A 13,076-nucleotide genomic window follows, 5' to 3' on the forward strand; every position below is an offset into this window, starting at 1 on the left:
ATTCACGTTCGTGTGCAGTTGCATGCGACAGCTGCTTGGTGGCGCCAAGAACTTAAAGGTTTCCCTCTAACGGGAGACACGTTCGATTTCCTAACGTGCATCAGCTGATTTTGAACAGATCGCCCCAGCCTTTCACACAGGAAGGGTTCACACCAACCATGTGCATGGTATGGGCTGCCGTGACGGCAATGGAGTCGATGATCGGGATGTCCAATTCGGCCTCCAGCTCTGCCGCCACCGGAGCGCCTCGAAAGTTGGTGCAGACGACCGCAATGGCGTCAGGACGTGCCTCGGCCACGTCGCGGATCATGTCGCGGATTGTTTCGAGACCATGTTCAGCGAAGCTGAAATTCCCGCGATCTTCCAGCCGGCGATCGCCTACGACGTCTATCCCTTGTGCGGCATAGTTGGCTATTATCCGCTCCTGAATTTCGGTCAGGTACGGTGTAACCAGCCCGAGACGCGTGACGCCGAGTCGGTTGAAAAGATCGTCGAAGGCCAGCATTGTCGAAGTCGCGCGAATACCCGTCCGGTCTTCGATCTGGTCGCATAGTGTCTTGTCCCGGTCCAACCCAAGCCAAGAGGCTGACGTGCCGTTCCAGGCGATACAGTGGACCTTGGCCTCGGCCAGCCGATCGGCTGCCTCCAGAATGGGACCCAGCTCGAACTGCGCCTGTGAGGCATCAGACATTGATATCTCGACCACACGAAACCGGGCGAAGTGGACTGTCGCCTGGCCACTGGTGGCTGCAAACATACTGGAAGTAATCGGCTCTAGAACCGTGTTGGACGATGGTGTCAGCATTCCAACCCGGCGCGGGATATTCGAATTGGGACTATTCACCGAGCAGGATCTCCTCGAGGGAAAGGGTTTCCGCCGGGCGCAGGTTTAGGTCAAGCCCAGCGGCAATGCCCTCAATATGCTCTTCAACCATGTTGGAGATGAGTTCGTCATCGCGCGTCTGCAGTGCCGCGACAATCTCGGCGTGCTCGTCCCGGGAACAGTTGTCATGAGCACGGATGCCAAACAACTGGATGATTAGGGACTCGCGCGCGACAAGGTCTTCCAAATACCGTTTCAAAGGCGCGTTGCCTGCTATTTCCGCGATCAGGATGTGAAATTCTCCGGAGAGTGCCACGATCTGAGCCATGTCACCATGTTCACGCGCCTTTTGCTCGCGTGAAAGATGTTCTTGCAGTCGTTTGAGACCGCTTGGCGTCATATTTTGCGCTGCGATGCGGGCGACCGCAACCTCAATGCATTTCCTGGCTGCAAATAACTCCTTGGCCTCTTGCGCAGAAGGTTGTGCGACAGCTGCACCGCGGTTTAGCTGATGTTCGACGAGCCCCTCGTGGGTCAGACGATTGAGAGCCTTACGCACTTCCCCACGCGAGGCGCCCAATATCTTTCCCAATCGAACCTCGCGCAACCGGGTTCCGGGCGCAAGCTTGCGTGACAGGATGGCATCACGCAGTGCATTTACGATCGCATCTTCGGAGGTGCTGGTAACGGTCATGAGCCTGAGTTTCAATTCGCAGGGCGCTTACTAATAGACGTATTTATCAAAACGCCCAACATTGAAAAGCAAAAATCGGATACCCCCGAGCTCACAGGCATCACACTGATAAATAGAAGAAAATTTGCTCAATAGCTCAGGAATTCATCGCCGCGCAAAATATTTGTGCACAAAACTCGCTTGAATTGTTAACAAAAATTGAGTCTCACTGAATTGTCAAGAAATCGATCACTGCACAGCAACATCGCGATCGCACAAGGCTCGTCAACGTGGCGTTTAGCCGACACCGTCGTATTTCGAACTTCGAAAGGATCCACTGCCATGAGGCCCGTCTTTTTCGTCGCAACCGCCCTTGCCGGTACCGTTGCAATGACCACTTTGGCTGACGCGCAATCGATGCGCCTGATCACGCAGAACCAGGAACAGCGGGCGCAGTACCCCGCAGAAGCCGATGCTGTCGCCGCCCTTGCGGATGCAGGGTTTGAGGTCAACCGGAGCGAATATCAAGCAGTCGGGATAGACCTCGCCGACGGCCTGCGTCTTCTGAGTACCGGCGCGTTCGACATGGCCACGATTCAGGTCGGTAGTGTCGCCAAGGATGATCCGTTCCTCGAGGGCATCGACCTCATTGGAGTGTCGACCAATATGGAAGACCTCAAGGGTGCCGTCGATGCTTACCGCGACGTTTTTAACGCTCGATTGGCGGAAAAGTTTGGCGTGACCGCCGCTGCAATCTGGCCATTCGGGACACAAGTGTTCCTTTGCAACGCAGACATGACGTCCCTGGCGAATCTGAACGGGTTGAAAGTTCGCTCATTCACTGCGTCCATGTCAACGCTCCTGGAAAATCTCGGCGCGACACCTGTCACTCTTTCGTTCCCCGAGGTCTATCCGGCGCTCCAACGCGGGGTGGCGACTTGTGGCGTGACCTCACCGACCTCGTCCAACACCGGCAAATGGCCCGAAGTCACGACACATCTCTATCCGCTTTCGGTTTCCGGTTCGGTCCAGGCGCACATGGTCAACCTGGGTTGGCTTAACGGGCTGAGCACGGAAGATCGCGCTAAGTTCGATGAAGTCATGGCCGCTATGGAAGCCGAGCTTTGGGACGTGGCGATCAATACAAATGGCACTGCGCAGTCGTGCTCCACCGGCGGCGACTGCCCCGAAGGGGGGATTTACACCTCCTACGACATGACGCTCGTCCCCGTCAGCGATGCGGACAAGGCGCGGGTCGCTGAGATATCAGTGTCAAAGGTTCTGCCGGAATGGGCCGCAAAATGCGAAGCCTCTTATCCTGGCTGTACAAAGATCTGGAACGACACCGTCGGCGCTGCGCGCGGCCTGACAATCGAATAAAGGCTCGCAACGCTTGGACCGGCTCCTAAGAGTCTTCGAACATGGCGCTGCCACGCTCGCGTTGTTCGCGGGCGTGGCCATCGCCGTGCTTGCTGTGCTCATAACAATCGACATCGTGGGTCGGGATTTTTTTGGTGCGTCGATACAGGGTACAGATGAGATCGGTGGCTATGTCTTGGCCTTCGTCGGCTCACTTGGCATGGCACTGACGCTATTGCGGCGCGGGCACCCGCGGATCGAACTCTTTTTTCGTTTCTTCCCGCAGGCAATGCGCGACGGCCTGCACGCGCTGGCGCAGCTCACCATGGCGGGTTTCGCTCTTTTCATGGCCTGGCACGCATGGGGTGAATTGCAGACGACGCTCAGGTTCGGCGCAATCACGAACACGCCGCTGCAGACGCCGCTTTGGGTGCCGCAGGCGGTGTGGCTCGCCGGGATGGTGTTTTTCGCCGTAACCGCCTGCCTGACCAGCGTCCACATTCTAACCCTGCTAGTGACCGACCGCAGGTCAATAGAGCGGTGCTACGGCCCCTACACGATCGAGCAGGAGGTACGGCAGTACACTGGTGCGGAGGGCGACGATGCTCGGGATTGAAGACGCTGCCATCGGTTTCGCCCTGCTGCTGTTTTTGTTGTTCATCGGGTTGCACATCGCAACAGCGCTTTTCATCGTCGCCATCGCGGGTGCCTATATCTTCATAGGCGACGCGATGATTCGCCCGTTCGGCACCATGATGTGGGGGACGTTAAACAACTTCCTCCTGGTCGCGATACCACTGTTTGTTCTTATGGGCGAGATCCTTGTGCGAGGCGGTGTGACTGAGCGAATGTACCGTGCGCTGGCGGATTGGACCCGGCCGCTCCCCGGCGGGCTTCTACATACCAATATCGCCGCCTCTACCGTTTTCGCCTCGATCTCGGGATCATCGGTGGCAACAGCTGCAACCATAGGCACGGTCGCTTTCCCGACCTTTCGCCGCCAGAACTATGCGGAGGCCTGGGTCGCGGGCAGCGTCGCCTCTGGCGCGACGCTCGGTATTTTGATCCCGCCTTCGATCAACCTAATCATCTATGGCGCAATAACCAACACCTCCATTGGCGCGCTGTTCACGGCCGGCATCTTGCCCGGTCTGCTGCTGGCACTGTGCTTCATGCTGATGATTGCGGTCGCTTCGCTCTTGAATCCGGCAGTCGCAGGCCGTCCCGAGCCGCTGGCGCCGTGGTCAGAACGCCGCCGGAGGCTTACCGACCTGATCCCGCCACTTGTGATCTTCATTCTCGTGATGGGCTCGATCTACCTCGGTTTCGCCACCCCAACCGAGGCCGCAGGTGTTGGCGTCATGGCGGCGTTTGCGCTGACTGCGTTTTATCGCACGTTGAATTGGCGGATGCTGCGTGAAGCGATGATGTCGGCGGTCACTACCACCGGCATGACGCTGCTGATCCTGATCGCTGCCTTCTACCTGAACTTCATTCTCGGCGTTCTCGGCGTCCCGGCCCAAGTCTCGGCCTTCGTGTCCTCGTTCGATGTTTCGCCGTTGGCGATGATTTTGCTGCTAGTGCTGCTTTACATGCTGCTCGGGTGCTTTCTGGACGCATTGGCCATGATGATCGCGACCATCCCTATCGTGCTGCCCGTGGTTACCTTGCTAGGGTACGACAGTATCTGGTTCGGGATCTTCCTTGTCCTGATGTGTGAACTGGCGCTGATCACTCCGCCCGTGGGCATGAACCTATATGTCACCCAGAGCGTGCGCGGGTGCGGTCATGTCGGAACCGTCATCGCGGGTGTGCTGCCTTTCGTTATTTGTATCCTTGCGGTCGTTGGCTTGATCGCGGTGTTTCCTTGGATCCTGATCTGATGCCTCCGCGCCTGCTGGTTGTGAACCCGAACACCTCGACGGAGGTGACCCAGGCCTATCTCGGCGCCGCTCGTGCAGTTGCACCCGAAGGTGTAACGCTGACCGGGGTGACCGGACGCTTCGGCGCGCGGATCGTGTCCACCGAGGCGGAGAATGTCATCGCAGGCCATTCGGCGCTGGACCTTGTGGCGGAACACGCTGCTGAATACGACGCTGTGATCCTGGCGATTTCCTTCGATACGGCACTTGAGGCCCTGCGGCAGGTTTTGCCGGTGCCGGTCACAGGTATAACGGGTGCGGCGCTTCAGTCCGCAGGAGCCGGGGGGCGACGTGTTGGTGTTGTCATCTTCGGTGAAGTCAGTCGTGTGCTGTATGAAACCTTGATCGACCGGTATGGTGTCGTGCCTGCCGGGGTTGTTGCCGTCGACATCGGCTCAGCGGCCGATTACTTGTCACCTGAGTCCAAGGATACGGCAGTCCTGGAAGCCTGCACGCGACTGGAATCCGATGGGGCGCAGGCCATCGTGATCTGTGGAGCTGCCATCAGCGGTATGGCTGCGCGTCTCGCGACCCGGCTAACACTGCCTGTTTTCGACGGAACCGAGGCCGTAAACGTCTGCCTCGCCGATCTCGCGGCGAACGATGGCGATCGGCCGGAGCGGCGTCCTCCGTTGTCGGAAAGCGTCGGGCTGTCGCCTGCGCTCATCCGACTTTTGCGAGGGGATCTCCGATGACCTTGCCCGTTCTTTTCCGCGACGTCCGTCTGCTGGATTTATGCGCTGATGACGGTATGACCGCGCCGACCGATTTGTTAACCCGCGACGGTCAAATCACAGCGATCGGGCCGCGGTTGCTGACTCACGGCGCACGCGTGATCGAAGGGCACGGACATTTGTTGATGCCGGGGATCGTGAATGCACATTTCCATTCTTCGGTCAATCACATGAAGGGGCGGTTGCCTTGCCTGCCGCTTGAGCTCTTCATGCTATACGAGAGCCCGGCTCTCGATGTCCTCGCGCCAACCCCGCGCGAGGCTTACTTACGCACGATGCTGGGCTGTCTGGAGATGCTCAGCACCGGGACGACGACGGTCGGTGATGATTGCTTTTTCGTCCCGCGGCCAACGCCGGAGATCATCGACGCCGTGTGCCAAGCCTATGCCGATAGCGGCATACGCGCCACTGTCGCGCTGGACGAGCCGGAGCTGTCCGAACTCGAGAAGCTGCCGTTTCTGGGCGACATCGCCCCACCCGAGATACGTGCACGGTTGGCGCAGCGTCCATCGATGGACGGTAACGCACTTCTGGAGATGTATGCCCACCTGATCGGAACCTGGCACGGTGCGGCGGAGGGACGCATTGCGGCAGCGGTGTCCTGCTCGGCGCCACAGCGGGTTTCACCGGAGTATTTCGCGGCGCTCGACGACTTGAGCAGCCGCCATGGCCTGCCGTTCTTTGCCCATATGCTGGAGACACGGCTTCAACGCGTGCTGGGCACTGAGAAATTTGGCGGCCGTTCGCTGGTACGATATACAAACGACATCGGCCACTTGAGCGAAAGGATGCTCATCATCCATGCGATCTGGGTCGATGCAGAGGATCTGGACCTTATCGCGGCTTCAGGCGCGTCGGTCGCACATAACCCGAACAGCAATCTGCGCCTTGGCAGCGGAATTATGCCGTTCCGTGCCCTGCGGGATCGTGGCATTCCGATCTGCCTGGGCGTCGACGAGGCTATTGCCGACGACGCGGTCAACATGTGGTCTGTGATGAAGACCGCAGGGATGTTGCACACACTGAGCGGCGACGACCCTGACCGATGGCCCTGCGCGCGCGAAATCCTGACCGCCGCCACCAGCACCGGTGGCGCGGCTCTGCGGCGCGAGGGGCTGGGCAGCTTGACCGTCGGCGCGCCAGCGGATTTGGTGATGGTGGACCTCAGCACACTCGCCTTTTTGCCTCTCAATGATCTGGCAAGGCAGTTGGTCCATGTTGAACTTGGCCAATCGGTTCGGCTTACCATGGTTGCCGGGCGGGTTGTGTTTGAGGACGGCCGCATTACGACCGTCGATCAAGGCGCCCTGATGGAAGAGGCACGCGCTTTGTTCAGTGGAAAACAAGCGGCACTGTCCAGGGCCGCAGAGGAAATGGCATCGCTCCTACCCTTCTATCGCGCTATGTACGACAAGGCAGTGGCGATGGAGGTTGGCATGGCGCGTAAACTCGCGGGGGAGTTGATTTGAGACTGCCCTGGACCCACTCAGTCTTGCCCGCCCGCCCGCCGTCTCGCTGGCCAGGCGGGCAAAAGGTTGCGCTTTGGGTTGCGGTCGGAGTCGAAACCTATCGCGAAGAGGGCCGCACGGAGGATATTCTCCCGCCGGGACCAGCTCCGGACCTTGTCAATATCAGCTGGCGCGACTACGGCAACCGCGTCGGCGCTTTTCGTCTTATCAGCCGACTGACCGGCCTTGGCATTCGCCCCGCCCTCCTGCTCAACACAGACGTCTATGATGCGGCTCCCGAGGTTATCGTTGCGGCCCGCGACGCCGGCGCCGAGATAGTTGCACATGGCCATTCGAATTCTGATTGCCTAACTGAGATGACCACCACGGAAGAGCAGGACTATATTATAGCCTGCCGCGACAAAATCTCGTTGGCAGAAGGGCAGGCACCAGGTGGCTGGTCCAGTCCATGGCTGCAACACCGGCCAACGACGCTCGATCACCTCGAAAGGGCTGGATTTCGCTATGTCCTCGATTTTCGGCTCGACGATCAACCTGTCTGGCTCGACGCCGGCGCCTCGGAAATTTTGGCCATCCCGTATGCGACGGAGCTCAACGACAGCACAACTGCTATCGGGCGCTTTGTGACGGGGACAGATTTCGCGGAAATGATAGCAAACGAATGTGACGAGCTTATCGAACCGCCGGGCGACCAAGCCGTGGTAATGAGCGTCGTTGTTCACAGCTTCATCTCCGGCCAACCCTTCCGGCTGCGTCCGCTAATTCGTGCGCTTGAGAAAATGGTAGCGCGGAAGGACCTATGGATCGCCACACCCGGCGAGATCTATGCCGCCGTATTAGCCAACCCTGATCTGGCAGCGGGGAAAGGCCAACCCTGATCTCACAGCGCAGGGATCCGGACGACAATAAGGCCCTGCCGATAATTGGAGAAAGATCGAATTTTGCGGCCGTGCCGAATGGCTGCTTTCGAGATGCGCAACGCGGTACAGAGGCACATCATCGAAGGTCTGCAATGGGCTTATTCCGTTGAAAAATTCCTGTTGTGCTGAGCCAAGAGCGCTGATTCAATCTCCTTATTGATTTTGGAGATCCGAGCAATGATGGGTCCGAGGCAAGAAGCGCAAGGCGCTTTGTTTTACGAGTTTTCGGTTGATGATCATGTGCCGAAGGATCATCTGCTACGGGCGATTGACCGGTTTGTTGATCTGGCAGATCTTCGCAAGCATCTGGCTCCGTTTTACAGTTCCACTGGCCGCCCATCGGTCGATCCGGAACTGATGATCCGGATGCTGGTTGTCGGCTACCCGGTTCCGTTCGTCTTCCAGAAGTCCCTTGAGACGATCCCCGAAGGCATTGAGGATTGAGACCACCGCCAGGATCGGATCATCCTTCTGATAGGAAATCCCGGTTTCCCGGTGGGCAACTTCGATTGCCTCTTCGAGCGTCATCTGCTGCCACTGCTCGCTGTCGGCAGCATCTATTTTCTGGGCAGTTGCCGAAGTCATTGGACTGCCTCCTGCTCAAATCCATTGAGAAAGGCAGCGCTATCCAGGCGTTCGATCGCCCTGGTCCAGTAGATCTTGAGACGTTGGCGCGCCATCACGTTGAAATCGTTTGAACAGATGGCTTCGTCGAAAGTGAGTTTGGCCTTCATCATCGCCCGGATGTCTTCTCCAAAGGTTCCGGCCTGGACCCTCGGATGGCACATCACAGCTGCAATTCGGTCGCGATTGTCCTGATAGACCTTGCTGTCTTCGAAACTACGCCCTTCATTGGCGACGGGACCAAAAAACTCATTGAGCCAGACGATAACCGGCACGGTGGGAAAGTGACCGAGAATTGCAAGCAAGCTGTTGAACGTGTCGTCGAGCGCGGCTCCTCCGCAGATCGGGCAATGTATGAATACCCGCACGTCAAAGCTCTGGAGCAGATCAAATGCATTGTTCTCGGCAAGGTAGGAGCAGGTCGCGATAAAAGAAGACGTGCCTGTGTCGATGACTGTATGAGTTTCTTCCGGTGCTTCAAAAATCCGCGTCATCAGGTGATCGAAGAGGCGCGGGTTAATGTCGTCGCCGTCCATGATCTGGATCGGAAGCGCCTTGAGCCCCTTGATCGCGGAAAGGGTCGGTGTGGTCGGGTCCAGATCGATCGCCTGAACACTGTGATCAGCGTAGCGCAGATATTGGACGAGCATTGAGGACGTTAGGCTCTTGCCGGCGCCGCCCTTGCCTTGCATGACAAGATGCACGGTTTTCACCATTGGTCTCGTACTCCGTCAGAGCCGGTCGGCACTGTAAACTTGGTGATTTCCGGGAGTGGTTTTCTAGCCTTGTCCTGCTTGGCTGCAGGCAACTGATTGCAAGCAGGGCTTTCAGTTAACGGGGTCGTGACAACTTCTTCCGTTTGCTTTGCCTGCACCTTTTTCCAGGACTTGGCAAAGGCGTCATATTTGACGGTGATCAACCCTTCCGCCTGTAATCGGGCGAAGGCAGATTTCAGTGACGGAGAGCTGTCGACGATGGTCTTGATTTGAGCATAGTTGGTCACAAGCTCCATCGGAGCTTGTCCCCAAGGAGCCCGTGCAACACCGGATGATGCAGACGTCATGGGTCGTTAACGTTCTGAAACAGAACGCCCTCAATGTTGTTGATGAATATTGAAACTTGGGCGTATTGGCCGCACTGTTGGCGCGATTCAGCTAAAACCGCATCAGCCTGCCGAAAGCTGATACGGCCAATACAGACAAAGTTGGAGTTTGTAAGGGTCTCCTTATGCGGACATCAAAGGACGAGTTTGGTGTTCGCTAGGCTCGAGCGGTCCTGACTACCACATAAGGACCGCTCGAGCTGCTAACGGGATCTGTTTTACGATCCGTCGACTTGGTTGTACATCTTTTATTCTGTCAATCTAGGCGGGTTTTCCACAGCGTTAATTTGATGCTTAAAGTCAGGTTAAACCTCCCGCAGCGGCGGTTGTTGCGTTGAGACGAAGGCGAATAAGTGTGCAAAATGAAAGATTTCGTGAGTTTTGCGCCCAGAAAGTGCCTCACTTTCTCTATCTTGCCGTCTTACCTACTTCCAAAAAAGTACGTTAAAGTCCTCAGTTATCCTCAAGCATATCCAAAGTTATCGCCAAATATCAAATCTCGTCCGTTTTCGTACAAGGTTGTGATCAGTAATCAAAATAAGTCATTGAATTGTATGTGTTTTGAAAAGAAGGATTGGCAGAATTCCGAGCACCTTAAGAATTCGGTGCAATCGATGAGGATGGCTAAAGGCAGCACAAGAAAGAAGAAGATAAACATACAATTCAAAACCGGTCCGAATTTATCAAAATTCATCTAGGTAGTCTGTTTTTGTGAGCGACGGCGAGAAAGAGGGTTTCAAGGGTGTTCGCGAGCTAATGTGCTGCCGCTGACCCGACGCCCGTGTCCAAGCTTTGAAGTGGCTGAAATGGGGCCGGGAGCGGACTGTCGGGTTCCGTCCCTGAGCGGACCTTGGTACCGCTTGCAGCGAAGGTCCGGATCGAGCCCAAAGCCTCAGAATTCTGCGGTGCGACGAATGCCCGAAATGCGTTAGTGTTTCTTGCTAGACCGAAACTCCCTCAGGTCCTCACTCAGCAAGTCGATGAAGCGGCGGACACGGGGTTCCAGCAGGCGCTTGTGAGGGTAGAGCGCGAGGATCGGAACCTTCCCCTGGTTCAGCCGGGGCAGGACTCGCTCAAGACGACCCTCCGCAATATCGGCTCCGACCAAAAGCTGCGGCAGCAAGACGATACCAAGACCATCCAATGCCATTGCCCGCAAGGCTTCGGCGCTGTCGAGACGCAGGCGAACCTGACCCTGAGCGCGGACCCAGGTGCCGTTTTCCTCTTGCAGGTGCCAGCCTTGACGCTCACTGCGGCTTGCGAACTGAAGCAGCTCATGGCGCGTGAGCTGTTCGACATTCAGCGGCCTGTCACGCCCGTCAAAATACGCAGGCGCTGCACACAGGACCGCCTCATCCCGCAGAAGCGTACGCGCGATGAAACCTTGATCCGGCGCACTTACGCCGATACGGATCGCGAGGTCGAAGCCTTTCTCGATAATGTTGTCGACCCGATCCGAGAGTGACATTTCGATCTGCGTATCAGGCCATGTTTCCAGATACCGACGAACGGTAGGCAGCAAAAGCCTGCGCCCCAGAGCATCCGGTGCCGTGATTCGCAAGACGCCACGAGGGACACCGCTTTCACTGGCGATACTGTCGTCCGCGGCTGCGACCGCCGCACGAATAGCCTGCCCGTGTTCGTAGAGGCGCTTTCCCTCTTCGGTCAAGTCGAGGGCGCGTGTGCTTCGGTTCAAGAGCCGCGCGCCGTAGCCATCCTCCAGTCGTGCGATGGCCTTCCCGGCCGTCGAGCGCGACAGCCCGAACAACTTGCCAGCCGCAACGAAGCTTCCGGTCTCAACCACCGAGAGAAAGAGGAGGATGTCGTTCACCTTCGATCCAATCATTGGGCTTTGTAGCATGGAATTCGCGACTGAGGCGAACACTGTTCGTCGGATGTCGAGCCTAGATCTCTTCGCATCACATTCCATGAAAGGAGAAAGACATGTCCGCTTTAATTGATCGTATGAACCCGTCCGCCCTGCCGGATGCAAGTAAGATCGGATACTCCCAAATCGCCATCGCACATCCCGGGCCCCTGGCTTTTGTGTCCGGGCAGGTGGCCTGGCGACCTGACGGGTCTCCTGCACCGGTATCACTAGCTGAGCAAACCGCCATCGTCATCGAGAACCTGAAAGGAGCGCTCGATGCGCTTCAGGCAACCACGGATGATATCGCTCAGATGCGCATCTACATGACAGACCTGCGGGGCGAAACGCAAGAAATCGCCATGGGTGCCATCCTTGGTTTCCTCAATGGCGCACAGCCTAGCCTGACCGGTATCGGCGTGGCCGCGCTGGCAGGTCCAGACCTTCAAATCGAGGTGGAAATGGTGGTGCAAGTCGCTGCCTGACACTCGCTAACGAAAGGCACACCCATGACAGCTTCTACACCTTCCCAGCCCGGACCGAACCGGCGCGAGGTATTGCTGGCGGCCACTGCCGTTTCAGCGATTGCCTTGCTGCCGAGCGTCGCGTCCGCCCAAGCACAACCGGAATTCAAAGGACCGAAAGAAATGTCTACGTTCACAACCTCAGACGGGACCGAGATCTTCTACAAAGACTGGGGCCCAAAAACCGCGCAACCCATCGTGTTCCACCATGGCTGGCCACTTTCCAGCGATGACTGGGACAACCAGATACTGTTCTTTGCCTCAAAGGGCTATCGGGTGATTGCCCATGACCGCCGGGGCCACGGGCGCTCCAGCCAGACTGATTTGGGCCACGACATGGATACTTACGCCGCTGATGTCGCGGAATTGGTCGCGCATCTGGACCTAAGGAACGCGGTTCATATCGGCCACTCCACCGGCGGCGGCGAAGCAGCCCGGTATGTCTCCCGCGCCCAACCCGGGCGGGTGGCCAAGGCTGCGCTTCTCGGGGCCATCCCACCCCTGATGCTGCAAACGGAAACGAACCCCGATGGCATCCCAATGGAGGTCTTTGACGGGTTCCGGTCTGCCCTGGCCGCCAACCGCGCTCAGTTCTACCTCAATGTCCCCTCTGGCCCCTTCTTCGGCTTCAACCGCGAGGGTGCCGAAGTCAACCAGGGGCAAGTTCAGGCCTGGTGGCGGCAGGGCATGATGGGCAGTGCCTCAGCCCATTACCAATGCATCAAGGTCTTCTCGGAGACTGACCAGACCGAGGACCTCAAGGCCATCGACGTGCCGGTCCTTGTGATGCATGGGTCAGACGACCAAGTCGTCCCGATTGCCAACTCTGCCGAGAAAGCCGTGAATCTGCTGAAGAACGGTGCGCTCAAGGTCTATGATGGCCTGTCGCACGGCTTCTTCGCGACGCATCCCGACTCTGTGAATGCCGATCTGCTGGCGTTCATCGAAGCCTAGTCACGTATTGCTGCGGGGAAAGTGCCCCCCGCATCATTGCACCAGCCTGGTTTGAGCCCACTGTACCGCATCCTGTAGAGCGGACAAATGCCCGCTTGAATCTTC

The 13,076-nt window shown here is 57.6% G+C and carries 13 protein-coding genes and 1 pseudogene; 9 read left to right on the top strand and 5 right to left on the bottom strand.

All coding sequences use genetic code 11. The features are described 5' to 3' along the window. Positions 1-100: 100 nt before the first annotated feature. Together Q0915_RS18575 and Q0915_RS18580 are read right to left on the bottom strand one after the other, a co-directional pair. On the bottom strand, positions 101-844 hold the full coding sequence (locus Q0915_RS18575) for an aspartate/glutamate racemase family protein (RefSeq protein WP_299476832.1): 744 nt from the start codon (positions 842-844) through the stop codon (positions 101-103). Continuing rightward, positions 837-1,517: a GntR family transcriptional regulator gene (locus Q0915_RS18580; protein ID WP_299476836.1), complete on the bottom strand. Its 681-nt coding sequence runs from the start codon at positions 1,515-1,517 to the stop codon at positions 837-839. Before Q0915_RS18580 ends, Q0915_RS18575 begins: the two co-directional genes overlap by 8 nt. Before the next feature lie 321 nt (positions 1,518-1,838). Here Q0915_RS18580 and dctP point away from each other — a divergent pair, with 321 nt between their 5' ends. From dctP to Q0915_RS18615, 7 genes and pseudogenes are all read left to right on the top strand, one after another. Beyond that, positions 1,839-2,876 carry a TRAP transporter substrate-binding protein DctP gene (gene dctP / locus Q0915_RS18585; protein ID WP_299476840.1) on the top strand — a complete coding sequence of 346 codons (1,038 nt, stop codon included), beginning with the start codon at positions 1,839-1,841 and terminating at the stop codon, positions 2,874-2,876. Between the two features lie 13 nt (positions 2,877-2,889). After that, positions 2,890-3,471 carry a TRAP transporter small permease gene (locus Q0915_RS18590; RefSeq protein WP_299476845.1) on the top strand — a complete coding sequence of 194 codons (582 nt, stop codon included), beginning with the start codon at positions 2,890-2,892 and terminating at the stop codon, positions 3,469-3,471. Continuing rightward, positions 3,458-4,738, top strand: coding sequence for a TRAP transporter large permease (locus Q0915_RS18595; RefSeq protein WP_299476848.1), 1,281 nt, complete (start codon positions 3,458-3,460; stop codon positions 4,736-4,738). The genes Q0915_RS18590 and Q0915_RS18595 overlap by 14 nt, the downstream gene beginning before the upstream one ends. Then, positions 4,738-5,472 (top strand): aspartate/glutamate racemase family protein, encoded by a 735-nt coding sequence (locus Q0915_RS18600; RefSeq protein ID WP_299476851.1) that lies wholly within the window; start codon positions 4,738-4,740, stop codon positions 5,470-5,472. The genes Q0915_RS18595 and Q0915_RS18600 overlap by 1 nt, the downstream gene beginning before the upstream one ends. Next, positions 5,469-6,980 carry an amidohydrolase family protein gene (locus tag Q0915_RS18605; protein WP_299476855.1) on the top strand — a complete coding sequence of 504 codons (1,512 nt, stop codon included), beginning with the start codon at positions 5,469-5,471 and terminating at the stop codon, positions 6,978-6,980. Before Q0915_RS18600 ends, Q0915_RS18605 begins: the two co-directional genes overlap by 4 nt. After that, entirely contained in the window at positions 6,977-7,858 is an 882-nt protein-coding gene (locus Q0915_RS18610; protein ID WP_299476859.1) for a polysaccharide deacetylase family protein, read from the top strand. Before Q0915_RS18605 ends, Q0915_RS18610 begins: the two co-directional genes overlap by 4 nt. A gap of 219 nt (positions 7,859-8,077) precedes the next feature. After that, a pseudogene (locus Q0915_RS18615) lies at positions 8,078-8,284 on the top strand (IS5/IS1182 family transposase); the annotation flags it as partial. Positions 8,285-8,481: 197 nt separating this feature from the next. Here the strand turns inward: Q0915_RS18615 and Q0915_RS18620 are convergent. From Q0915_RS18620 to Q0915_RS18630, 3 genes are all read right to left on the bottom strand, one after another. Next, a complete protein-coding gene (locus Q0915_RS18620; RefSeq protein ID WP_299476862.1) occupies positions 8,482-9,240 on the bottom strand; it encodes a conjugal transfer protein TraL in 759 nt (252 codons plus the stop codon). Continuing rightward, the gene (locus Q0915_RS18625) at positions 9,234-9,536 is read right to left on the bottom strand and encodes a hypothetical protein (RefSeq protein WP_299476866.1); all 303 of its coding nucleotides are present in this window, start codon (positions 9,534-9,536) and stop codon (positions 9,234-9,236) included. Before Q0915_RS18625 ends, Q0915_RS18620 begins: the two co-directional genes overlap by 7 nt. A gap of 1,018 nt (positions 9,537-10,554) precedes the next feature. Beyond that, positions 10,555-11,472: a LysR family transcriptional regulator gene (locus tag Q0915_RS18630; protein WP_299476869.1), complete on the bottom strand. Its 918-nt coding sequence runs from the start codon at positions 11,470-11,472 to the stop codon at positions 10,555-10,557. A gap of 98 nt (positions 11,473-11,570) precedes the next feature. On the opposite strand from Q0915_RS18630, the gene Q0915_RS18635 reads away from it, so the two are divergent. Both Q0915_RS18635 and Q0915_RS18640 read left to right on the top strand, forming a co-directional pair. Then, positions 11,571-11,978 (top strand): RidA family protein, encoded by a 408-nt coding sequence (locus Q0915_RS18635; protein ID WP_299476873.1) that lies wholly within the window; start codon positions 11,571-11,573, stop codon positions 11,976-11,978. A gap of 162 nt (positions 11,979-12,140) precedes the next feature. Further along, positions 12,141-12,971 (top strand): alpha/beta hydrolase, encoded by an 831-nt coding sequence (locus Q0915_RS18640; protein ID WP_299476876.1) that lies wholly within the window; start codon positions 12,141-12,143, stop codon positions 12,969-12,971. Positions 12,972-13,076 lie beyond the last annotated feature (105 nt).

Source organism: uncultured Roseibium sp., assembly GCF_947494555.1.
In the GTDB taxonomy this organism is placed as follows: Bacteria; Pseudomonadota; Alphaproteobacteria; order Rhizobiales; family Stappiaceae; genus Roseibium.